General features: G+C 61.9%; 17 protein-coding genes, 1 pseudogene and 1 other annotated feature. Of the genes and pseudogenes, 7 read left to right on the forward strand and 11 right to left on the reverse strand.

The genetic code is table 11. The annotated features are described in order from the left end of the window. Nucleotides 1-619 precede the first annotated feature (619 nt). The 5 genes and pseudogenes from E3T47_RS00490 to E3T47_RS00510 all read right to left on the reverse strand — a co-directional run bounded on the left by E3T47_RS00490 (nt 620) and on the right by E3T47_RS00510 (nt 6,437). Nucleotides 620-2,710 carry a GGDEF domain-containing phosphodiesterase gene (locus E3T47_RS00490; RefSeq protein ID WP_166805567.1) on the reverse strand — a complete coding sequence of 697 codons (2,091 nt, stop codon included), beginning with the start codon at nt 2,708-2,710 and terminating at the stop codon, nt 620-622. Between the two features lie 62 nt (nt 2,711-2,772). Beyond that, nucleotides 2,773-3,183: an ester cyclase gene (locus E3T47_RS00495; protein WP_134553712.1), complete on the reverse strand. Its 411-nt coding sequence runs from the start codon at nt 3,181-3,183 to the stop codon at nt 2,773-2,775. A gap of 241 nt (nt 3,184-3,424) precedes the next feature. Then, nucleotides 3,425-4,576 (reverse strand): alpha/beta fold hydrolase, encoded by a 1,152-nt coding sequence (locus E3T47_RS00500; RefSeq protein ID WP_166805568.1) that lies wholly within the window; start codon nt 4,574-4,576, stop codon nt 3,425-3,427. Between the two features lie 458 nt (nt 4,577-5,034). Then, nucleotides 5,035-5,148 (reverse strand): annotated as a pseudogene (locus E3T47_RS16180) (transposase); the annotation flags it as partial. Nucleotides 5,149-5,387: 239 nt separating this feature from the next. Next, the gene (locus E3T47_RS00510; protein WP_134553715.1) at nt 5,388-6,437 is read right to left on the reverse strand and encodes a LacI family DNA-binding transcriptional regulator; all 1,050 of its coding nucleotides are present in this window, start codon (nt 6,435-6,437) and stop codon (nt 5,388-5,390) included. Between the two features lie 193 nt (nt 6,438-6,630). On the opposite strand from E3T47_RS00510, the gene E3T47_RS00515 reads away from it, so the two are divergent. The 5 genes from E3T47_RS00515 to E3T47_RS00535 all read left to right on the forward strand — a co-directional run bounded on the left by E3T47_RS00515 (nt 6,631) and on the right by E3T47_RS00535 (nt 13,735). Next, on the forward strand, nt 6,631-7,890 hold the full coding sequence (locus tag E3T47_RS00515) for a sugar ABC transporter substrate-binding protein (protein WP_134553716.1): 1,260 nt from the start codon (nt 6,631-6,633) through the stop codon (nt 7,888-7,890). Between the two features lie 12 nt (nt 7,891-7,902). Then, complete coding sequence (locus tag E3T47_RS00520) at nt 7,903-8,991, forward strand: carbohydrate ABC transporter permease (RefSeq protein WP_422386458.1); 1,089 nt, start codon at nt 7,903-7,905, stop codon at nt 8,989-8,991. Continuing rightward, nucleotides 8,988-9,896 carry a carbohydrate ABC transporter permease gene (locus tag E3T47_RS00525; RefSeq protein ID WP_134553718.1) on the forward strand — a complete coding sequence of 303 codons (909 nt, stop codon included), beginning with the start codon at nt 8,988-8,990 and terminating at the stop codon, nt 9,894-9,896. Before E3T47_RS00520 ends, E3T47_RS00525 begins: the two co-directional genes overlap by 4 nt. A 60-nt stretch (nt 9,897-9,956) precedes the next feature. Next, nucleotides 9,957-11,987, forward strand: a complete 2,031-nt coding sequence (locus tag E3T47_RS00530; RefSeq protein ID WP_134553719.1) for a glycogen debranching N-terminal domain-containing protein — start codon at nt 9,957-9,959, stop codon at nt 11,985-11,987. Between the two features lie 527 nt (nt 11,988-12,514). Then, nucleotides 12,515-13,735, forward strand: coding sequence for a calcium:cation antiporter (locus tag E3T47_RS00535; protein WP_134553720.1), 1,221 nt, complete (start codon nt 12,515-12,517; stop codon nt 13,733-13,735). 157 nt (nt 13,736-13,892) lie between these two features. On the opposite strand, the gene E3T47_RS00540 is transcribed toward E3T47_RS00535, so the two are convergent. Both E3T47_RS00540 and E3T47_RS00545 read right to left on the reverse strand, forming a co-directional pair. Further along, complete coding sequence (locus E3T47_RS00540; RefSeq protein WP_241981826.1) at nt 13,893-14,837, reverse strand: Brp/Blh family beta-carotene 15,15'-dioxygenase; 945 nt, start codon at nt 14,835-14,837, stop codon at nt 13,893-13,895. After that, nucleotides 14,837-16,042 carry a lycopene cyclase family protein gene (locus E3T47_RS00545; protein WP_134553722.1) on the reverse strand — a complete coding sequence of 402 codons (1,206 nt, stop codon included), beginning with the start codon at nt 16,040-16,042 and terminating at the stop codon, nt 14,837-14,839. Before E3T47_RS00545 ends, E3T47_RS00540 begins: the two co-directional genes overlap by 1 nt. 225 nt (nt 16,043-16,267) lie before the next feature. Here E3T47_RS00545 and E3T47_RS00550 point away from each other — a divergent pair, with 225 nt between their 5' ends. Both E3T47_RS00550 and E3T47_RS15730 read left to right on the forward strand, forming a co-directional pair. Further along, nucleotides 16,268-17,101, forward strand: coding sequence for a bacteriorhodopsin-like (locus E3T47_RS00550; RefSeq protein ID WP_134553723.1), 834 nt, complete (start codon nt 16,268-16,270; stop codon nt 17,099-17,101). A gap of 974 nt (nt 17,102-18,075) precedes the next feature. Further along, nucleotides 18,076-18,189 (forward strand) — a sequence feature (AL1L pseudoknot). Further along, complete coding sequence (locus E3T47_RS15730) at nt 18,115-18,276, forward strand: hypothetical protein (protein ID WP_166805569.1); 162 nt, start codon at nt 18,115-18,117, stop codon at nt 18,274-18,276. It overlaps the preceding feature by 75 nt. Nucleotides 18,277-18,561: 285 nt before the next feature. On the opposite strand, the gene E3T47_RS00565 is transcribed toward E3T47_RS15730, so the two are convergent. The 4 genes from E3T47_RS00565 to E3T47_RS00580 all read right to left on the reverse strand — a co-directional run bounded on the left by E3T47_RS00565 (nt 18,562) and on the right by E3T47_RS00580 (nt 22,561). After that, the gene (locus E3T47_RS00565) at nt 18,562-19,257 is read right to left on the reverse strand and encodes a hypothetical protein (protein ID WP_134553725.1); all 696 of its coding nucleotides are present in this window, start codon (nt 19,255-19,257) and stop codon (nt 18,562-18,564) included. 590 nt (nt 19,258-19,847) lie between these two features. Continuing rightward, complete coding sequence (locus E3T47_RS00570) at nt 19,848-21,056, reverse strand: FAD-binding domain-containing protein (RefSeq protein WP_198416559.1); 1,209 nt, start codon at nt 21,054-21,056, stop codon at nt 19,848-19,850. A gap of 331 nt (nt 21,057-21,387) precedes the next feature. Then, entirely contained in the window at nt 21,388-21,996 is a 609-nt protein-coding gene (locus E3T47_RS00575; RefSeq protein ID WP_134553726.1) for a hypothetical protein, read from the reverse strand. Next, nucleotides 21,983-22,561 carry an RNA polymerase sigma factor gene (locus E3T47_RS00580; protein ID WP_198416560.1) on the reverse strand — a complete coding sequence of 193 codons (579 nt, stop codon included), beginning with the start codon at nt 22,559-22,561 and terminating at the stop codon, nt 21,983-21,985. Before E3T47_RS00580 ends, E3T47_RS00575 begins: the two co-directional genes overlap by 14 nt. Between the last annotated feature and the right edge of the window lie 156 nt (nt 22,562-22,717).

A 22,717-nucleotide genomic window follows, 5' to 3' on the forward strand; every position in this document is an offset into this window, starting at 1 on the left:
GCTCAAGTGAAGGCGACGAACCAAAGCCCAATCTTCCACTGTGATCACCCATCTATCGTGCTTGGGTGGCCTAGTTTTAAACCGTCGATTCTGGACTACATTTCAACCGTCGCTGACACTCTGCCTGATGGAAGATTTTCCTTCAGATTTAGGGCTGCGCCCGGTGCCTGAACCGAGGTCACGGCTCGCTCAGGACGACCTTGCACCTATCCAAGGTCCGACCACCGACGTCGAGCGCTCTTCGCCGCGGTCGGCGTTGCTCGCCGTCGAGTCGCTCGCCGATGCGGACCCGGCGCTCCTCGCCCGTCCAGCGCTGCCGGTCGTCTTCATTTCTGACGAACCCGCCCTAAAAAACTGCAGCTCTCGAGCAAGAGACTTTTCTTCTTCGTTGAAACACTTCAGGACCTGGCTGCGAGGCATGAGGTGGTCGTACATTTGGGGGACCCGCGACAAATCACACCGGAACTTCGCGCTGCGATCAAGTGGGCCCGGTTCCATGCTTTGGAAAATACGTCGACGCCACCGTGGAGGTTCGTCTGCATCGCTTGATTGGTGCTGAATCGCTCGGGAAGCGTGCGCGTGACGCGTGCAGCGCCGCCGCTGCGCCGGGCGAGGGCGTTCAGCCCGCTGCTGTGGCGTGGTCCTGCACCAACTCGACCAGCCATTCCTGCAGCTGTTGACCACCCGTCGATGGCGCATTGAAAGGCTCGTGTTGTTGTTCGTGCAAAGCGGTCGCTCGGCTGGTCTGCGGCGTGTGGCGCTGCATAAAGTCAGTCAGCGGACAGGCCGATAGCGGCAGCGGATGCGGTGATTCCCAACGCAGAAATTTCCAATGGTAGGCCAGTGCGCCGAGTGCGGTCGTCACCATGCCAGCGCTTAGGGGGAATTTGTATGCCGCGACCCAGCCGGGTATCGACGAGGCGGGCATCGGTCGGGCAAGGAAATATCCTTGGCCCAATGGCACCCCGAGCACGACCGCAGCTTCGGCGAGGCGGACATCCTCAAGGCCCTCCGCTACGACACCGATCTTGAAATCACGTCCCATTTGTGTGAGTGTAGCGAGCATGCTGAGTGTCTCCAGCGGGCGAATATTCAGACTCGCGAATAAGCCGCGGTCCAGCTTGATCGAGTCGAAAGGCAACTCTGACAAACGCTTCAGAGTCGCATGACCGGAACCGAGGTCATCAAGAGCCAACCCGATTCCGAGTGTTCGCAGGTCGTTGATTGCAGCGATTTGCACTGCGGACTTCGCTGACTCCGTCTCCAGCAGCTCGAGCGAGAGACGGCTCGGATTTATGTTGTGGCGTTCCAAGGCGCCCTTCACCCAACCGGTACAGTTCGAGTCGTAAAGCGTTGACGGAGACAAATTGACCGAAACGCGGGTGGATAGCCCCTCCCTGTCCCAGCGGGCAAGGCAACCTAATGCCTCGTCAAGACCAAGACGAAACAGCTCATCGTGACCAGCATCGTCTAAGAAGGAAAGGAACCGATCGGGACCGACAACGGTGCCATCGACAAGTATTAGTCGCGCCAGAGCCTCGACTCGGCTTAAATCTCCGGTGCGTAAGTCAACGACGGGCTGCATGTACATGGACAATCCGCCATTGAAGAGGCGCAACCGATCGGCTTCGAAGCGCTGGTTCAGCAAGGTCTGTTCCGCCTGCGTTGCACGCGACTCCATAAGAATCGCTGTCGCCTGTGTGCCGGTCTCGATTACCGGCGGTGCTAAATACCACCAGCGCTGACGATCGTGTCGACGTCTCTGAGCCACTTTTAATGCCACCTCCGCGACGCGGAGACAATCCAAAATGTCATCGCTGTCCAGCGGGCAAAAAGCGACTCCCATGCTGATGGTGACACTCACGCTTTTCCCCAGCACTTGAAACGGGCGCTCAACAGCCTCGTGCAAACGACGAAGGACCGCTTCCAGTTGGTCATCAATATCTGCACTGCCGCGTAGCGAACCGAGGTCGTCGATCACGACGGCGTATTCATCGCCTTTCATGCTCGCCAGAAAGACGCCTTCACCGGTCAAATTGCGAAGCCGACGACCCAGCGCACGTAAGAGCTCGTCACCTCCGCGGAGTCCAACTTGCTCGTTAATCCGACGGAATTCGTCAATATTGATTAGACCGATGGCCGTGACACTCGCCTGCAGGTCTGTCCGGTCCCGCGCTAAGTGCTGCTCAAGGTAGCGCCGGTTAGGCAGGTCCGTGACAACATCGTGCAGCGCTTGGAAGCGCAAAGTGTCTTGGAACGCTCGACGTGTGTTAATGTCACTTTGCGTACTCACGTAGTGAGTAATCTCGTTTGCCGGACCTCGGAGCGGTGTAACCTTCAAACCGTTCCAAAACGGCGATCCGTCCTTGCGGTAATTCAAGATGTCACCCTCGAAGGCGTCTCCGGCCCGCAATGTGGCGCTGATAGTGGCGACAACTGCACGATCTGTACCGGGGCCTTGAAGCAAGCGACAGTTGCGGCCCAGCACTTCGTCAGCGCCGTATCCCGTAATCGTGATGAATGAATTACCCACATGCAAAATGTTCTGTTGCGCGTCCGTAATCAACGACATTCGCGCCGTCGCCGCGAACGCCCGCGCCAAAAGTTCTGCGCTGGCCGCAGGTGTTCCATTGGAAAATGAGTGCATCATCAAAGTCTGACATAGGGACTGCCCCCGGTTTGGTTGACTCCTGACCGGCATCTTATTCATCATGTATTCGATGTGCGTCTTCGGCCCTACCACTTCCGAATAGAAACGCCAGAAGTGGAAGGTTAGGGTGCGAGGCCGAGTTGTTCGAGCATGCCCTTTTGGTCGCTGCTTCCCCATCGCTCGACAAGCTTCCCGTTCTCAAACCGGCTGATTTGCATGCCACGAACGGACACCGCTTTCCCGCTAGCGGCGTGGCCCATGAGGGAGCCTTGGTGGGTACCGGTGAGGGTATAAGCGAATGCGACGTCGGTATCGTTTGCGACTAGCCGCTCGACTTTAATGTGCAGGTCTGGAAAGGCGGCAATCATTTCGCCGAAGAACGCTTTGTAGCCTGCCGGGCCAGGGCCTTGGCCAGGGGCAGGGTCGTTGTCGACCGCGTCCTCGGCCACGAGGTCATCGAGGAGGTCGAGTTGCCCACTGTTGACGGCGTCACCGAACTTCTGCTGTGCGGCAATATTCGCTTCTTGACTCATGCGTGTGCTCTCTTTTCAGGATTTATCATGGATCGATTTGGTGGGGGCCACAGGGTGACCGTACCGCCGTTGACGTTCGGTACTTCGCCGACGACGGCGCTGGACTCAGCTGAGCGAGCTTTTTGGACAAGTTGTTGATCGCGTGTGGTGCTGGCGCAGTCGAGGCGGACAGGGACAGGCATGCACGCTTTGACGGATGCGGTATCGCAACTCGTTAGACAGGCTCCCGTCGTTTGCGTGGCTACCTGCGGAGTACTTTTTGCAGCCAGTCGTTGAGCGGCCGCAGCGCCGAAGGCGCGTAGGCATACTCCAGAGTGACAGCATGCCCAAAGGTGGGCAAAGTTACCTGGTCAACGCTTTGGGCGCCGGTATAGAGGGACGCTTGATCAGGACCGGCCGGTACAGGGAACAAGGCGTCGCGTCCTCCAGCGATAATCAGGACCGGAACCTCGATCGATGGAACGTTCACCAAGTCGACCGCCACAGCCGAAGCGAACGATGCTGTGTCACCACACGGATCAATAGTCAGCAACTGCAATGCGGCACTCTGCACGGCCGGTTCGGCGCTATTGAATAAGGCGGCCGCAGCTCCTTCTGGTGGCCCGAAGGGAGCATAACCAGCTGGGCCAGCGCCGCCGACGCGCAGACCGCCGCTCGCGCACACCGTTGCGGCATACGCGGAATTGTCTCTAAGGAGCTGCGATTGCACACGATCGGCGTAGCCGATGACGACCAATCCGTCGATGTCGCCGAACGAGTAGGCCGCGACCTGGGCGATCTGACCACCGTAGGAGTGACCGGCGAGGACTACCCGTGAAAACTCCGGAGTCTGCCCCGATGGAGTTACCTCATAGGATCCCGCGCGCAGGTCGAGCACGATCTGGTGGGCGATGTCAGCGCGGGATCCCACACAGATGCTGTTTCCCTCGGGTTTGTCGCTGCTGCCGTATCCGAGTCGGTCGATGACAACCGACACCTGGCCGGCTTTTGCCTGACTGGTTGCAAAGTTATAATTTTGTGCTTGGGCGAAGTCCCAGAAAAACTCCCCAAAACTCAGACCGTGCAGGTAGAGAGTCGCGCCATTCACCGTTTTACGCCGTAGCTCCTTCGTGGGGCCGACGATGTGGCCGCGGACGGTGTAGGTTGCCCCGTCACTGGCGCAGGCCACTTTGGAACGGTTGACGTTTTCAACCTCGAAGGAGACCGGCAGGCTGGTGACGTCATTGGCTTTGATGCTGGAGCCATCTTGGTTTGCAGCCGCAGCGGACGTCGGTGACGTTGCCGCGTTGAGTACGCTCGTTGTTCCAAGAAGAAGCGCCACCACTGCAATGACTGCCAGCCCCGATCGGCTCGAACGAAGTCGCCTTTTTACGGATGAATCGGATCGTGACACGTTGTTCTCCAAACGAAAGTGACATGGCGCCGCGCACTGGCACGTAGCGCGTGGGGTGGGGCCGTAGTGCGGGAAAGGCACGCCTCGACAACGAGATCATGCGCGGGGCACGGGGCCAGTATTTGTGAAGATCGACGAACTGGTCGCCAGCGTAACCCGAATGGGGGGTGCCTGCAAGAGATACTTGAGGAATCCCCGATGTGGACTCACCGGCAGTGGGGACATCACGCCTGGGCCTAGCCGTACCGAGCCGTCTGATTGGTGACACTCGGTTGAACGGAGCCGTTCTGATTTAGGTCTGGATACGGTCAGTGCGAGACAAATCTAGGGCGTGGGTGCGCTCGGCTCTGCTGATAAGGACCCGCGTGCTCGTCGCCCGAAATCTTTTGCCACCACCGCCGTCGCGGAACCGGCACGCTGTACGGAGGGCGGCGCTACGGACTAATAAGTATCTATGCCTCGTTGATACCGAGCTCGCGGGCCACGGTCGCGATCGCCCTGCCGGTGTTGATAATCAGCTTCACGGCCTCGTCTTTGTACTCAGGAGTGACCTCCCTACGCGTCTTTGCCAGGTGAATATTCTCTCTTGTGAGGTGTCCAGTCAACGGGGGCAAAGCCACCGTGGGCAACGAACAACCTCGCGGTCGCCGCGCTCATCGGGATCTACTTCGCCGACAACGCCATCGTCACTTTGGCTGCCGCACAATCAGCGATCACCGAAAACAGCGAATAGGTTCGCGTCACCGCTGACGACCACCGCGTCACCATCCAGACGAAAGCCCCGCGAGACCCAGACCGAGGCCAGACCGAGTCATGCCAGCACCTCCATCGGGATCGCCGCGAACGCCCGCGCGACCAGCCGGGGTTTGATCATCTGGTGTCGAGGCTGTAGCGACTTCGGCGCACCGTGGACTTGACCACCGAACTCGCCCGTCAGGAGATCAAGCACGCCCGCGGCAACCTCTCCCACCGACTGGTCCACGCTCGACAGCCCGATTGCGGCAGCGACCGGTGTGTTGTCGTAGCCCGTCACCGGCACCCGCTCAGGGTTGGCAATCATCGCCCCCAGTGCCAGCGAGTCGCTCGCGCAGAGGACCGCGTCCAGCGGCCCCGCCGTGCGCCGCAGGCTCTGCATCGCAGCAGTGCCCTCGGCTACACCGTCGACGGTAACCACCTCGAGTGCGACCAGGTCAGCCTCGGTCACGTCGCCGCGTTCGTGCATCGCATCGTGCCAGCCGCGGCGCCGGTCCTCGCCGGTATCCGACGAGCTGGGCCAGCCGATGTAGCCAATCCGCCGCGCGCCGGCGTTCTGCGCCGCCTGGGTCGCCTCATGCAGCCCGGCCCAGCCGTCCACATCCACCCAAAGGTGCTGCGGGTCGCTCACGTCGTCGGTCCCCCACGGCCGCCCAAAGGTCACGAAGGCGATCCCGTTCTCGATCAGCCACTTCGTGCGGGGGTCGCCAGCAAAAGTGGACGTAAGCACGAAGCCGTCTACGTCGGCCCCGTCGTTCAGGCGCTGCAACTGGATGATCTCGTCTTCGGGGCTGGTGGCGGTGAACAGCAACACCCGCAAACCCTGCTTGTCGGCCTGCTCCGTCAGAGCGTGCAAAAACCGATCCAGCACAGACCCCGATATGCCGTCGATCATCGGATCCAACCGGATGCCAATGGTCGAGCTGCGTCGGGTACGCAACCGCCGCGCCGAGGCGTGCGGGCGGTAGCCGAGTTGCGCGATCGCGGCCCTAACCCGTTCGCGCGTATCAGCACGCACAATGCCGGGCGAGTTCATCACGTTCGAAACGGTTTGGCGGGAAACGCCTGCCGCCAGTGCAACATCAGTCACCGTTGGCATCGAAGCCATAGTCGATCCTCCCCACGAAACCTCAGTATGTATCGATCCAATATTGATTCTCCACAGGGTACCGCGTTTGCAGAGGCTAAAGGCTCACTACATTTGATCGTTCCAAGAAATTATTTGATCGATCAAATAAAGTCAGCTACTGTGAAGACCACACAAGACGTGCGCATTGTAGCGCGACAGAAGGAGCATCAAGATGCAACGACGCAACTCCCGCTTGCTAATCGGCGCAGGTCTCACCGTGGTCGGTGCCCTCACCCTCAGCGCGTGTGGTTCCGGATCCGGTTTTAGCAGTGGCTCCGCCACTACCGGCGGCGAACTCACCAGCGATTCCTCGCAGGGCCTCTCGGTTCTGATCGGTTCCAGTGGCGACGCCGAGACCGCTGCCGTCAACGCCGCCGTGGCCGCCTGGGCCGAGACCGCCGGCACCAAAGCCGAGGTCAGCGTCGCGAGCGACCTCAATCAGCAGCTCGCCCAGGGCTTCGCCGCGCAGAAGCCCGCCGACGTGTTCTACCTCTCAACAGATGCACTCGCTGGGTATGCGTCGAACGGTTCGCTGCTCGCCTACGGCGACGATCTCGCCAACAAAGACGACTTTTACCCCAGCCTGGTCAGTGCCTTCACCTATGACGGCGACTTCTACTGCGCTCCGAAGGATTTCTCCACCCTGCAGCTCCTCATCAACACGGACTCCTGGGCCAAAGCCGGGCTCACGGATAGCGACATCCCCACCACTTGGGACGAGCTCGCGACGGTGAGCGCAACGCTCACCACCGGCTCCCAAGTGGGCCTCGCCCTCGGCAGTGAGTACGCCCGCCTGGGCGCGTTCATGGCCCAGGCCGGCGGTAGCCTGATGAACAAGGACAGCACCGAGGCCACCGCAAACAGCCCGGAGAACGTCGCGGGCCTCGAATACGCGCAGACGCTCCTTAACGACGGTGTGATGAGCTATGCCAGCGAGATCGGCGCGGGTTGGGGCGGTGAGGCGTTCGGAAAGCAGCTGTCCGCCATGACAATCGAGGGCAACTGGATCACCGGCGCAATGACGAACGACTTCCCCGACGTCAACTACACGGTAGCCGAGCTGCCGGCAGGCCCAGAAGGCAAGGGCACCCTGCAGTTCACCAACTGCTGGGGCATCGCCGCCGACAGCCCCAACCAGACTGCGGCCCTGGACCTGGTGGAACAGCTCACCAGCAAGGACGCCCAGCTGACCTTCTCCGAGGAGTTTGGCCCGATGCCCTCGATCATGTCGGCCGCCGACGAGTGGAAGAGCGCCAACCCCACCCTGGTTCCGTTCCTAGACGGCGCGGAGTATGCCAAGGGCGTGCCCGTCGTGCAGGGCGCCGCGGATGTCGTAAGCGACCTGAACGCACAGCTCGAGTCGCTCAAAACCGGGAACGCGCGAGCAATCCTCGACTCCACACAGAAGAACCTCGAAGCACTACTGAAATAGCCCGCCATGTCGATGCCTGCACGCATGCCTCGCCGCTCCGGTATCCGGGGCGGCGAGGCCGCCTCGGGGTGGCTCTTCACGGCTCCGATGATCATCCTGCTCGGGATGTTTTTGGTCATCCCGGTGCTAATGGCACTCTGGGTCAGCTTCTCCGACTGGAACGGTCGCGGCAGCCCGTTTTCCGGCTCCGTTGCTTTTGTGGGCTTGGATAACTATTCCGCTCTGGTCGGCGGCGGCGGCCTCGCCGAACAGGACTTCGGTACGGCGCTACGCAACAACGCCTGGTACGTCCTGCTGGTCGTACCGATCCAGACGATGCTGTCCCTGTTCTTGGCCGTTTTGGTCAACCGGCAGATTTTGCGCGGCCGCGGCTTTTTCCGCACCGCGTTCTATTTCCCGTCGGTCACCAGTTCTGTTGCAATCACGGTGCTGTGGCTGTTCCTATTCAGCGCCAGCGGCGCCGTCAACAAACTGCTCTCATTCATCGGCGTCAACGGACCGAACTGGTTCAACGACCCTAGCGGAGTGCTGCACAACATCTTCGGAGCGTTCGGCGTCGAGACGGGCCCGGCCGCCCTCACCGACAACACGTTCCTCGGCATCTCGTTCTGGGAATGGCTGGCCGGGCCCTCCGTTGCCATGAGCGCCTTCATTTTAATGGCTGTGTTCACCACCAGCGGCACGTTCATGTTGTTGTTCATCGCCGCGCTGCAGAACCTCAGCGGAGATGTCGCCGAGGCCGCCGTAATGGATGGCGCCAACGGTTGGCAACGGTTCTGGCAAGTCACCCTCCCCCAGCTGCGGCCGACCCTGTTCACCGTGGTCACCCTCGGCCTGATCGGTGCCTGGCAGGTCTTCGACCAGATCTACACCGGCACCCAAGGCGGACCGGGCAAGACCACGCTCACCCCGGCCTATCTCTCTTATCAGGCCGCCTTTACCAACCAGGCCTGGGGCCAGGGCGCCGCGATCGCGTTCATCCTGTTCGTGATCATCGTGGTCTTCACCCTGTTCCAACGTTGGCTACTGGTTGAACGTACGGTCTCCGCCCGGCGGATGCGCTTGTACCTGCAAACCCCAACCTCCGGAGGTTCCAAATGACCACCACCGTGCGGGCCCGCATGCGGCCCAGCACTGCCTCCCAGCGACTGCACGACCTGAGCCGGCCACAGCTACCCACTAGCGCGATCGCCGGCCGGTCGCTGCTCTACGCGATCCTGATCGTGCTCGCGATGATCTACATCGCCCCCTTCCTGGTGCAGGTCGCCACCTCCTTCAAAACGGATGTCGAAGCCGCCACCAATCCCATCTCGCTGCTCCCGCAAACCTGGTCTACGGCCGCGTACGAGAGGTTGTTCCTCAACTCGGACTTCCCGATCTGGTTTCAGAACTCCGCGATCGTCACGGTCTTCGTCACGCTCGGCCGCGTGTTCTTCAACTCTCTGGCCGGCTACGCCCTGGCCCGGCTGCATTTTCGAGGCCGCAACGTGATCTTCGCGCTGCTCATCGCTGTGATGAGCGTGCCCGGGGTGGTGCTGCTGATCCCCAAGTTCCTGGTGATCAACCAACTTGGCATCTACGACACCTATGTGGCCATGATCGTGCCGCTGCTCACCGACGCCGCGGGCGTCTTCATCATGAAGAACTTCTTCGAATCGATCCCGGCCAGCGTCGAAGAGCAAGCACGCATCGACGGGGCCGGCAATTTCCGAGTGTTCTGGTCGATCGTGCTGCCGATGGCCCGGCCGGCCCTAGTCACGATCATCATTCTGTCGTTCCAGGGCTCCTGGAACGAGCTGTCGCACTTCATCGTGGCCACGCAATCGCCCGAACTGACCACACTCACGAAGGGCGTGGCCTCGCTGGCCTCCGGGCAGCTGAGCCAGGGCACCCAGTACCCGCTCAAGCTCGCCGCAGCGGCGATCATGACCATCCCGGTGGCGGTGATGTTCTTCATCTTCCAGAAACGCATCATGAACACCACCGACGGCTCCGTGAAGGAGTAGCCGGCACCCTTCGTTTCTCCCCAGATCCACACCACAACACCTTGGAGTCGTACCTCACTCATGTTCTCTCACCCTGTCCAGCCACTGCTCCATAATTCCGCCACTGTTTTAGCCGCTCCAACCCAGGCATGGTCCGGGTCCGACGGATGCACGACGCTCCCAATCCATGGCCTCTACCATGCCGACACCCGCGTCCTCTCCGGCTGGAGCCTGCGGGTCGGCGGGTCGGCGGGCGAGCCAATCGGCTCGGCTGCTCGCGGCGCTGGCGAGATGACGTTCAGTGCGCTGCTGCGCCACCTTGACGACCGCACCGCCGACCCGCGATTGCGACTAGAGGTTACCCGCAGAGTCACGGCCGGCCACCTAACCGAGAGCATCACTCTTATTTCCGGACTGCAGCACGCGATTGACACGACTGTTTCCGTGCGCCTGATTCCCGATTTCGCGGACATGCAGATCGTCAAAGCCGGCCTTGGTAGCGGTGCTCAGCAGGTCACGTCTGGGGCAGCCGATCGCCGCGAGGCCCCGGTCGTCACCTTGAAAGAGACGGGCACCGGCATCCATCTGACCACCCCGACCGTAGCTGCTCTGGTGAGCCTGAGCGGTGACGGTGTGCCTAGCACGGCTGCCGCAGAAGTTGGCGGCGACTGGTCGGTCACTGTGCCCGCCCGTGGCAGCGTCACCGTGCAGTGGACGATCGATATTGAGCATGCAGCAACCGTGGTGCAGGCGGCCTCGGGCCTGCCCGAGTGGGCCGGGGTATCGGTGAGCTCCGGCGACGCACGCCTGGGCCGCTGGGTGCAGCGCGCGCTCGACGACCTCTCCGGCCTGCGAATGGCAACGACAGCGCGGCCGGATGAGGCATTCCTCGCCGCCGGCGCCCCTTGGTTCTTCACCCTGTTCGGCCGGGACTCACTCTGGGCTGCGCGGTTCCTGCTTCCCCTCGGCACCGACCTCGCGGCCTCCACCCTACGGTTACTCGCCCAGCTGCAGGGTACCCGGAACAACGCTGAGACCGCGGAACAGCCCGGCAAAATCATGCACGAACTGCGGCCCGCCGCGTTTACGATCCCCGGCGAAGATGTGTCGCTGCCGCCGCTCTACTACGGCACCGTCGACGCCACTCCCCTGTGGGTCTGCCTGTTGGCCGACGCCCACCGCTGGGGCATGGCCGATGCCGAGGTCGAGGCCCTCCTGCCACACCTCGAGGCGGCCCTAGCCTGGATGCGCGACTTCGGCGACAGCGACGGTGACGGATTCCTCGAGTACGTCGACAGCACCGGGCACGGGCTCGCTAACCAGGGCTGGAAGGACTCCGGCGACTCCATCCAGTGGCGTGATGGAAGCCTCGCCACTGGGCCTATCGCTCTCTGCGAGGTTCAGGCCTACGCCTACCAAGCCGCGACCGATGGCGCCGACCTGCTCGACGCATTCGACCGGCCCGGTGGCGACACCTGGCGCGCCTGGGCCGAGGCGCTCAAGACCCGGTTTCGCCAGTCGTTCTGGATCGACTCACCGCAGGGCCGCTACCCGGCTGTGGCCCTGGACGCGTTCAAGCGCCCGGTCGACACCGTCACCAGCAACATCGGCCACCTTCTCGGTACCGGCCTGCTCTCCGCCGAAGAGTCCGCCCTCGTCGCTGCCCGTCTGGTCTCTCCCGAACTCAGCTCCGGCTACGGCCTGCGCACCATGTCCACCGACTCGGCCGGGTACTGGCCGGTGAGCTACCACGGCGGCTCGGTCTGGACCCACGACACCGCGATTGCCATCGCCGGGCTCGGCCGCGCTGGCTTCGGTGCCGAGGCAGGCATTTTGATCACCGGTCTGCTCGCAGCGGCCGAATCGTTTGACTACCGGATGCCCGAACTCCACTCCGGCGACGCTTCCACCGCTGCCAGCGCGGCGGGGTCCTACCCCGCCGCATGCCGGCCGCAAGCCTGGTCCGCGGCGGCCGCAGTGTCCGTGCTTAGCACAGTGCTCGGCCTCGAACCGAACCCGGTAACGGGCGAGATAGCGTCCACTCCCATCAGCCCCGCTATCGTCGGAAACGTCACCCTGAACGGCCTGGCCGCCGCTCTCCGAGTCAGCTGAGGTTTACCCTCGCTCACCCTGTCAGCGCGCGGCCAATGACGGCGACCACGTCAACATTCTGAAGAAAGCCCCGCCGGGATCCTTCGGTGGGGCTTTTTCACACTCCCGAATCGTCACCGGATATGACGCGGTCATCGTCAAAAACGCGGCGGTTACAATCCGTAATTGCGCTATCTTGACCCGCCGCAACTTCCGCCAACGGGGCGGGAGCGTGCGCCGTCGACGGCCCGAACCAGCAGTGCAGACGTGCGACCTCTTGGCGGTCTTGACACCACATTTTCAGTGTCAAGTGGCGCATCGAGCTCAGTCCACGAGGGGCGGCAGCGACCCCATCGTCTTGCATCCCCTTGGATATGAGACATGCAGGTTGCGAGACCCGTCGGATATAAATCTGAAGCCGATGATCTCCGGCGAAAACCGCGATTCTGATATCGTCTATTTAGTGGATGCGTGCTGCGTTCATGCGTCACGGGACGACCTCGGATGCTGCGGTTTGTAGGGGGACGGCCTCCGATAAAGGCAGGCTTATGTCCATCAAGCGCCACGCGGATTTTCACACCCCCACCCTGGTCCGCTCGAACGATGGCTGGCGGACGCTGCTCAACCGATCAACGGCGATGACCCTCGCGATCGCATGGCTAGTCTCGATCGGCGTGCTGACAGTCGGCCATGATCTTGTCGCCGACCCGCCGAGTGTGGCAGTCGCGGTTGGCGTGTTCCTGATCGTCCTCGCGGCGATCATGGTCGCCGCGTTCGGAGTCGTCCACCAGGCCGAGGAGCTGGCCCACAAGCTGGGAGAACCATTCGGAACGCTGATTTTGACGTTGACCGTCGTCATCATTGAAGTGGTCCTTATTTCCTCGGTCATGCTTGGGCCGTCGGGATCGACGACGATCGCACGCGACTCGGTGTTCGCCGTCATGATGATCATCATTAACGGAGTAATGGGTGTGTCCCTCCTCCTCGGCGGCATGAAGCACGGTCCGCAGCGCTACAACATGGAAGGCGCATCGGTCTATGTTGCGATGATCGCCGTGTTGTCGCTGTGCACGCTCGTGCTGCCAAACTTCACAGTGTCCACCTCCAACGGGAGCCTGGTGCCCGCGCAAGCCATTGCCGTCTCGGTACTGGCGGCGGCACTCTACGGGTTCTTCATCTACCTGCAGACGGGGAAGAGCCGGGCGTTGTTCAAGCAGCCCAGCCACGCTCAGGCGATCTTTGGAAGCGTCACTACCGCCGATATTTCCGAAACCCGCCCCGACTCTCCTTCAACCGCTGCCGTCGGCGTCGGCAGGGGCGAGCTTGTCCGGCGGGTGCTCCTGCTGGTCGGGACCGTTCTGCCGATCGTGCTGCTCTCCCACGACCTTGGGATCATGGTCGAAGCTGGTATCGCAGCCTCGGGTGCCCCAGTCGCGTTGGGCGGGGTGATCATCGCGATCATCGTCTTCACGCCAGAGGCGATCACCGCAGTTCGGGCATCGCTGGCTGACGAGGGCCAGCGCACCCTCAACCTCGGGCTCGGGGCGTTCGTGTCCACGGTCGGGCTCACCATCCCGACAGTACTGATCATCGGCCTAGCGACAGGCCAAGAGGTCATTCTTGGAGAATCGAACGCAAACATGGTGCTGATCGCAGTGACACTAGCAACGAGCATCATCACCTATTTCTCCCCGCGCACCACTGCCCTCCACGGAGCTGTCCACCTGGTGCTGTTCGGCATGTTCGCCGTTCTGCTCTTTGCTCCATAATCTCTTGGATCTCAGTCGAGCGAAATTCCCAACGCGATCGAGATTCGACTCGGGTGCGACCTGATGCTGCGCTGGTTGGCGAACGACCTGCAGGCGATCGTTCATGAGACAACTCACGTCCTTGCATGTCAATGCACTTATTCCACGGGAATGATTCTCAGCTGAGATCGGGTGCTCTTAACGCCCGGCGGTGACGGTTTTCGTAGGTCACGACGATCATGTGAGGCACGGTTAGCCCCGCCAAACCGATGAACACCACCTGCAGAATCTGCTCGCTCAGGGAGCCATCGGGGCCCAGCCAAACCAGCACAACGCCCACTACGAGGATGGGCACCACGGTGTACACCATCACCATCAGGGCCGACAGCCGTCCGCCATCACGTTCGGCCTGGAACCCTGCCTTCAGGTGCCGAACACTGTGCAGCGCGCAAAAGTACAGCAGAAAGAAGACCAACGGCTCTGTCGCGAGGGCGAGCATGGTCGCGAGCAGAATTTCGATACTTTCGTGTGCCCGGTGTCGCAGAGCCACCAACGCTGCGAGCAGCAAGCTGGCCAGGGCGAGCGGCCCCAGCCACTCTTGCACGCTGGCCACCACCGCGCCTCCGTCTCCGGCCAGCACCACGTAAGCGGCACTCACCTGCGCTGGATGCGACAGCGCCGGGACACTGAGAAGTCCGAACCCGGCGAGAAACCGCAGCCAGGGCGCTCGGTCGGCATTCCAATCGGACCCGAAGTGCAAAGCAGACACGAGCAGGAACGTGACCAGGCTCGCAACCGGAGCGATCAGCCAAAGCAACACCACGACGACCACGACGAGAATGTAGGCCATGTTGAACCCGGCAAAGCCCAGTCGGGTGCGCCACAGTCCGGCGCGGCGCGCGATCAGCGGATCGAGGGCGCCGTGGGGCAGGCCCAGAATCCCGACTAGCACGCCAAGGAGCACGACCTGAATCGTGAGCGAGGGCAGTGGCAGGCCCAGCCCGAGCACGACCAAGGTGACCAAGGCGAGACTGGCGAACACCACCGTCTCGACGGGCACCCGACGCCAGCGCGGCTTGACACGGGCGGACCCCGCATGGAACAGAGCGGCTTGGCCGATCATCACTGCCCACTCGTAGTCGTGCTTCGCGTCGCGATGACGGCCGCGCCGACCGGCGCGGCCGGCGCCGGGGTAAACCTGGTGGGCGCAGCCAGCTGGGCGATGAACGGGCTCCACGGCAGGCTGGAGATGATGCGCGCGTAGTCTGCGGCCCGCGCACCGTCACTGAGGAAACGCACCAGTGCGGCCGGGGGAACGCCGTCGGAAAGAGCGAGGAAATACTCTGCGGTGCGTTCCGGGTGCGCCCGAACAGCCTGCAGAAAAATGCGATCGAAGGTGCGTCTCAGTCGAGGCTCTTCCGGATGTCCCACGGCCTCCCGCCCCGCGAGCAGGCGGTCCGCGCACAGCTGAGCCCAGCGTGCAATGCGCAAGAACCCGTAGCCCGAAGCGGCCCGCAGTGCACCGCCAGCGTTACCCGCGTGCACCACGCCCTCGATCGGCAGTCCGGCCTGGCGGCCCAGTCCCATGGCCAATACGCCGCCCTCTGTCCGCACCCGGCGGGCGTCAGCCAAGCCGAGCCCGGTAAGCACCTGATCCAGCTCCGGGATCAAGCGGTCCCGGTCGATCGGCGCCGTGCCGAACCGAGTCCACTCCACGATCGCGCGGTTCGGGCCCAGCGGTAAGGCATACACAAAACGTAGGCCTTCGGCGTCGGACGCGAGGGACCCCATCAGCGTCACCTCGTCAGGATCGAACGGCAGCGGACGGTCACGTTCCAGTTCTAGGCCCACGAAGCTCTGGTACAGCATGGCCGCAGAGGCCCGGGGCCGGGTATCGATCACCTGACGCGCCAAAAGCGTGCCCGCGTTGGTCTCCACCCGAACTCCGCCCAAAACCGCCGTGACCGTGCCGGCACGCACCCCGAGGCGCAGCTCGACGCGCGGCGACTCGGCAATGTCGGCCTGCGCGCTCATGTAAAAATCGCTGCCCCGAACGTACTGGTATGCCAGCCCGGGCACTTGGTGCCGCACGTTCCTGCCCCCCACATCGGAAAAAGTCCATGTTTTCCAACGTCGCGAGACCAAGTACGACAGATCATGCTGTTCCGGTCGCCAAAAACACCAGCTGCGATCGTCTCGATAGGCGGTACGAGGTTCTAGCAGGACAACGCGCGGGCCGGAACACTCTCGAGCCAACCGGGCCGCCAAAGAGAGCCCGGCCAAGCCCGCGCCCAGTATCACGAGGTCAGCGTCCGCGGCATGAATCATCCGTGCTCCTTCGCACTCGATCTCGTGCAAGGGTGCGGATCGGGTGATGTACAAAAACAGCCTAGCGAGAAACACAAAGCTGACCGGTATTTCTTGAGTCCGTCCGGCATTAACTGGCGAACTTGCCTTAACCGGAGTACGTTATGACACATAACCAGGTTAGCTATCTATTTTCGGTTCGGTCGCCATCATTTCGGCGAATTCTCGTAAACAGTAGAGGACATCTTGATACCTGACTCCCTAACCCAGATCCAGTACGACACCATCTACAACGTATTCTCCCTGGTGATCGCTTCGCAGCTGTTCACGTCTATTTTTCTGGTTATCTGCCTGCCGCGAGTGCTTCCGCGCTACCGCCAGGCCATGACCGTTGCGGCCATCGTCTGTGGCATCGCGGCATACCATTATTTCCGTATTTTTAGTTCCTTCACCGAAGCGTTTGTCACTGACGCCGTTGGTGGCCGCGGCAACTATACGCAGGTCGCCGGAGCATCCTTCAACGAGGGCTACCGTTACGTGGACTGGCTGCTCACCGTTCCGCTGCTTCTGCTCGAGCTGGTCGCCGTGCTGGCACTTGCGCGTAAGGTGCAAAGCAGCCTGCTCACGCGACTGATTCCCGCCGCCGCCCTCATGATCGCCCTCGGCTACCCCGGCGAGATGGCCTCGGACAACCTGACCCGCGGCATCTTCGGCCTGCTGTCCTCGATCCCGTTCGCTTACATCCTCTATGTGCTTTTCGTCGAGCTAACTCGATCGCTGGAACGTCAGCCCGCCACGGTGCGCAAGACCATCAGCCTGCTGCGACTACTGCTGCTGGCAACCTGGGGCGTCTACCCGATCGCCTACCTACTGCCCGGTATCGGCATCGACGGATCCGACGCCTGGGTGGGCCTGCAAATCGGCTACTCCGTGGCCGACATCCTCGCTAAGTGCCTCTACGGCCTGATCATCTACCGCATCGCGCGCATGAAGTCCTTCTCGGACGATCAGACCTTCGCCGACTCCGAACTGTCGTTGGAAGATGCGAGCAGCCTCAAGCGATCCACCCTCAGCAACTAGATCACCTAGAGTCACCCGTCACAGGGCTTGCACGGCTAAAACTTGGTCGTGCAGGCCCAATCTGAAGTGACTGCTACCCGCAAGACGTTGCGCAATATCATCTTCGAACGGCATACCGAACGAGGGTGTGCATTCGTGAGAGTTACGTGCCCATATTACCGATCTGGGACGCAGATCAAAATGAAGCGCGTCCGAATTAGAGAGGCTGTCACACCTCAATACGTAATAAAACATTGCCATAACACCACCGCTGTCCCTCTGAGCTGCTGCGGGCATTTCAAACAGCGGAATTAGTGGATTCTTCTACCGTGCCAGTTCTGGCTGGTGATAACCATAGCGAAGGTCATTAGGCCGGCGATATCCCCGCGCGGAATGCCGGCGTCGGCTGTTGTAAAAACCGTCGATATACCGGATGACGTCGCTGCGGGTGAGCACTTCGTCTGTTCCGCGGCAAGAACGGCGTGGATGCGCCGGTAGCCATAGGTGCCGTCGGACTGCTCGAAGAAATGCTAAACCCGGGCGAACAGCACATCTTCACCACCGAATCCCGCTTGGCAGGCTCCGATTTCTAGGAATCAACGTATTCGTACTTACTTACTCCCGCTGCTGCCGCGCGAAGTATGCGCTGGCTTTTTCCAAGAAAGCGGTCTCTGCCCGCAACTCCTGAACTTCCCGCTCAAGCTCCTTCAAACGAGCCCGTTCCGACACCGGCAATTCAGTTTCCGTAGCCCCGTTGTCCTCACGGTATTCGTGGAGTCAGTTCCGAAGCATCTCGGCGCCGACGCCGTACGCGATGACGACGTCCTCATCCGCTATACCTGCCGAGAGAACTATCACCGGCGCCCTGGCCTGTCCGGGGTTAGGTCTGCGGCCCGTAGCGCAAGCGTAGGGCCAGCGCTGCCAGCGCGGCTCTTCGGACTCCAGCGAGAGAACCGCGAGTTGCGGAGGGCGAATAACATCCTGCGCAGCGCGTCGGCTTTTTTCGCGGCGGAGCACGACCGCACCTCCATCAAATGATCACGTTCATCGACGTGAACAAGCACAAATACCGGGCCGAGCGGATTTGTAAGAAAATGCAGATCACCCCATCGACGCACCACGCGGTCATCTCCCGGCCGCCCTCGCAACGATCGAAAACGGATGAGGAGACCATGGTGAAGATCACAGACGTCTAGAAGAAGAACTCTGGCGTTCACGGTGTGCGAAAGGTCCACGCCCAACTCAAACGATGGAGCGGATGCCCGCGGCTGCGGCCAATCCCTACTCGGCTTCGGTGCCGACTCTTCCAAAAGTGATTGCGGGGTGTTTTTCAGAGGCCGCGCTGAATGTCGGGGCTACCAGCTTGTGCACGCCTGAGCAGGCCCCGGAATAGAGGTGTTCTGTCAAGAAGATCCAGGACCACACGGCACTGTGCGTGCTCGCATGGCGCCTGGACCGCAACCTTGATCGGACGCTTGCAGCTAGTGCAGAACTCCGCAGGCGACCGGGTCTGTTGCCTCGGCGGGGAGGGTGGGGTCAAGCTCGCTTGCACCCTCGGGATCGCTGAGGTTGTACGTTCCGTTGCCGTCGTAGTCGTTTCCGTGGATCACGACGACGCCCTCACCATCACGGATGGCTTCAGCGATCTGCGCGGCAGTGCCGAGCCCTTCGGCTCCCGGGTAGCCGGTTCCGGCGACGTCCGTGAATCGGATGTTGGTCCGGAGGTAGCTATAGGAGCCGTTCTTCGAGACGGGGAACCGGGAAACGTCCAGGAAACTGGCCGGCGAGGTGTCGCCGCTGGTATTCAGGGACACCACGACGGGGCCGTAGGCCGGTACCCCCTCGACGGTGTTCAACCGTCCGTCACCGTTACTATCCAACGCCAGCGTGGGGCACTCATTCATGGCCTGTTCCCCGTAGTGGATGTGCTGGGCGTGCGGAGCATCGGGGGTCAAACCCCGCGCGCGGATTCCGATCGCCCGGATTGTCTCGCCGCGAACAACGGCGAACGCCCTACCCGACGCTCCGGAGTCGTTAAGCTCCGTGAGGTTAGCCGTCAGCACCACGTTACCGCGCACCGATTTCGGGACATGCGCCGACGCCGGCGCAGCGCCCAGCGACACAGCGATCACCGCAGCTGCACTCAACCCGAGAACCAGTTTGATGTTCTTCTTCACGATTCACTCCTATGTGTCCTCGCCCATCGGGACGATCCCGACGATTAATGCGACAGCGTTGATACGTAGCCCTCCGTCAAATGCATTGTTATTACTCGCACGCACGCACGCTTGCGGCGAAGAGTATCCGCAAATCAAGCTTCCTGACAGTGGTGGTTGCCGATTTTGTCCGCTGCTCGCACATGTCCTTTTCATCACGATCCTGGTCTGGTGAACGGATCGATGAGACCGTCGATGTGCCAGACCTGGTGGAAACAGCACTCAGAGATTGACCTTCGGCTACTGCGATCAGCTCGCGCCGTGTCGGTAGACCTGCGCCACGACAAATTTCACGAGGCGATCGAACTGGCGTCGGTTCTCCTATAGCCGAGCCTTCAACCAAAGTGCCCTCCGCGAAACTCTTCACGAAACGGCCCCGATAGAAGCATCCACTCAGCGGGACGTGACCCATTGAAAACCCGGGGCATTATTTGTCAGCCCTGATTCCGCGCCTGCACCGTTGGTACCACCGCGTCCCACGACCTACGGCTCGACTTATCTGGTGTTCCCGGCCATCGGATGCGCAGACCGTGCGGTGAAACCGTTGCAGCCTATTTCGGCCTAGCGATATTCCTGCGCCACGCAGAGAAACTTGTGACAGAGCCGGCATGTGGTTGGGTAAGCCATGGCCATGGATGAAGTTCCACGGTAGTCCCGGCGTATTTTTCGAAGCTCGGGACCGGGGCCCAAGTGATTGCAGCGCGCAGTCCTGGAGTGATTTGCCTCGGGTCTCCGAGATGCACAATGACCTCTCGCCGCGCAGCGAGGTCTTGCAGTGTCTCAACGAAGAATATGAGTCTTTTGCTCGAAAGCTGAAGCTTTTTCAAGGCCGGTTCGTCAAAAATGAAGACGACCGGCAGCAGCGGATGCGCGAGCATCGCCGGATCCGCATCGCCAAGTGACTCGACGGTGAGCAACACCGATTGCGGCGTCGAGCGCTCGACGACCGTGGTCGGACCTTGAGTGGTTGCAATATCGTAGTCACGAACGAGCCGTGGACTTGGATTCGATACTGGGCGCGGATCCAACTGCGGAGGAAAATTCTCGATCGGGCAGGCCCGATTGAGGGGGCAGACCGCACACAGTTGAGGCGCACGTTTTTCGACCTGCCAACGCGCGAATCCATAGGGTTTGCCGGTACCCGCGCCGACTGTCCATTGCCACCCGAGCAGGTTTGCGGCACGAGAACCGTCTAAGAGGTGGCGATGAAAATACTCCTGACCGGCCGGCCATCCTTTTCCGGATCGGACCGTGTAGTGCGAAGCGAACCACATACGGGTTTGGTTCACCAACCAGCCATCTGTTTCCAGGCTCGAGACCACCCAGTCAACGCAGGTCATCTCACGCGGCAACGCGGCTGGCGCGAACTCCCCCGACCAGACAACGTCGAAGCGCAAATTATGGTGCAGATCCATGCCGACGCGAGCATATAAGTGACGAGCGTACTCCTGCCAGAGCAGTTCGTCGCGGAACTTGGCGACGTCAGAAGGGGGACCTGCAACTGTGCTCCAGACCTCCCGCAGCGGAAGTAATCCGTGGCGAATGTAAGGCGACAACCGGGATGCTCCGCGATCCGAGTCTGGAAGCACCTGGTTGCGCTTGGCGGCATACCCTGTGACGTCGAACGAATCGAGTGCAGCATCCGCCGCTGATTGGCCACCGCGAATGACCGGACTCGCCTTGATCTGATCGCTTACCAGGTGCGACAGGTATCGATCGACGACGGCTTCCGGGGAGATACCAGCTAGGTCAATAATCACCCGCCAAGTCTAAATTGCAAAGATGAAGTATCTCCGGATGTGAATCTTGCGGGGTTCGATTTTTTTACCTCGGCTTCAGGAATCGAACGTCTTAGATTCTGTCGGCCACAGCGACGAGACGGGTGCACCCCGACGACGTCGGCCACACAGCCGGATCGGCGAATCGGCAAGAGGATGCTGCCCTCGGCGTTCCGCGAGGCGCACGATGAACGGGACACGGGACACGGGAGGGGTCTATCAGCACCTTTCCTCCGTTCACGTCAGGAGAACTCTCTGCGGGACGCTTTCTTTGTGTCAGTTCCGGCGTCGTGGTGCTTCTGGCGGGTGTGGATCAGCCGGGGAATGCTGCGTCGTAAACCGCGCGGAGCTCGGCGCTGTCGGCCCCGGTGACGCCGCAGCCGGTGATCGTTCCAGCCACAGCGCCGACGAGGTAGCTTTGGCCGACCTCGAACGGCACGCCCGAGGAGTCGGCAGTCATCGCATCGCCCTGCGCGACCTCCACGCGGTCGGCGACGTCGCCGGCGAAGCGCTCCGTGACCTCCAGCATTACGGTGTCGCCTTGGGTCGGCAGCACCGTCGCGGCGAACGCCTGCTCCTGCGCTGCGACGGTCGCCGGCACGAGCGCGAGGCAGCTGCCGCTCGCGAGGCCTTCGCCCATGGGAGGCTGCAGCGCCTCGACGGTGGGTTCCGGGCCGCGGAGGACGAGGGGCGCGACGATTGCTGCGGCGATGGCGATGCCGGCGGCGACGCCGACCATTGGCATCCACCGCCGGAAGGTGCCTCGCGGCGCCTCGGGGGTGACGGTCGTGGTGGTAGAAGACTGGTTGGTCATGATCTGCTCCATTCTGTGGTCGAGCCATGTCGGCGAGGCAGGGAGCAGCGCGCGGGCCGGATCGGCGGCGCGCAGCTGATCGCGCAGCGCACGGTCATCGTCGTGCATCTTCGCTCCCTTCGTCATAAGTTATATGTCCGGTCGGGGTGCCGGATTTCAATAGCTCCTGCTTGAGGCGCGCCTTCGCACGGTGGAGACGGATCGCCGCTGCGTTCGCGCTGATGCCGAGCACAACGGCAATCTGCGGGCTCTTCAACTCGTCCCACGCCCACAGCCGCAGGATCTCGGCGTCGTTTCGACGCAGGCCGGCGAGGGCAGTGGTCACGCGGGCCGCCTCTGCGGCGCCATCGACAGTGGATCCTGCGGGATTCTCGTCCGCAGCGACCGGCGGCGGGTCGATGGCGATGATGCGGCCGATGAGACGGGTGCGACGACGCTCGGCGCGGCGGGCGTTGCTGAGGCATTGCCCCGCGACGACGATCGCCCAAGGGAGGGCGTCGTCGGGCACCTCGTCGAGGCGGCGCCAGCACACCAGCAGGGTGTCGCCGATCACGTCGTCGGCCGTCGCGGCATCGGTGCGGCGGTGCAGGTATCGGCGCACAGGGTCGACGACGAGCACGACGAGGTTGCGCATACGCTTCTCGCGCTCAGCATCGGTGTCGGTGTCGGTCACAACTCTCATACTGAAGTATGTCCGACAGGGCCGCGGGGATTTCATGCAGGGTGTTCTAGCAGCGTTCTACCCTGTCAGCGTCTTTCTCGTGGCCACGTCAGTACCACCCTAGGTGGGTCTTGCAGCCAAAAGAGGCCTGGATCGACGCGATGTCGA

The sequence above is a fragment of the Cryobacterium ruanii genome, from assembly GCF_004404055.1.
Classification (GTDB): domain Bacteria; phylum Actinomycetota; class Actinomycetes; order Actinomycetales; family Microbacteriaceae; genus Cryobacterium; species Cryobacterium ruanii.

Coding starts and splice junctions, on each gene's coding strand:
- E3T47_RS00495 (WP_134553712.1), bottom strand. CDS start 3,183: ATGAGTCAAGAAGCGAATATTGCCGCACAGCAGAAGTTCGGTGACGCC.
- E3T47_RS00515 (WP_134553716.1), top strand. CDS start 6,631: ATGCAACGACGCAACTCCCGCTTGCTAATCGGCGCAGGTCTCACCGTG.
- E3T47_RS15730 (WP_166805569.1), top strand. CDS start 18,115: ATGATCACGTTCATCGACGTGAACAAGCACAAATACCGGGCCGAGCGG.
- E3T47_RS00510 (WP_134553715.1), bottom strand. CDS start 6,437: ATGGCTTCGATGCCAACGGTGACTGATGTTGCACTGGCGGCAGGCGTT.
- E3T47_RS00540 (WP_241981826.1), bottom strand. CDS start 14,837: ATGATCGGCCAAGCCGCTCTGTTCCATGCGGGGTCCGCCCGTGTCAAG.
- E3T47_RS00525 (WP_134553718.1), top strand. CDS start 8,988: ATGACCACCACCGTGCGGGCCCGCATGCGGCCCAGCACTGCCTCCCAG.
- E3T47_RS00535 (WP_134553720.1), top strand. CDS start 12,515: ATGTCCATCAAGCGCCACGCGGATTTTCACACCCCCACCCTGGTCCGC.
- E3T47_RS00490 (WP_166805567.1), bottom strand. CDS start 2,710: ATGAATAAGATGCCGGTCAGGAGTCAACCAAACCGGGGGCAGTCCCTA.
- E3T47_RS00545 (WP_134553722.1), bottom strand. CDS start 16,042: ATGATTCATGCCGCGGACGCTGACCTCGTGATACTGGGCGCGGGCTTG.
- E3T47_RS00530 (WP_134553719.1), top strand. CDS start 9,957: ATGTTCTCTCACCCTGTCCAGCCACTGCTCCATAATTCCGCCACTGTT.
- E3T47_RS00520 (WP_422386458.1), top strand. CDS start 7,903: ATGCCTGCACGCATGCCTCGCCGCTCCGGTATCCGGGGCGGCGAGGCC.
- E3T47_RS00575 (WP_134553726.1), bottom strand. CDS start 21,996: ATGCACGACGATGACCGTGCGCTGCGCGATCAGCTGCGCGCCGCCGAT.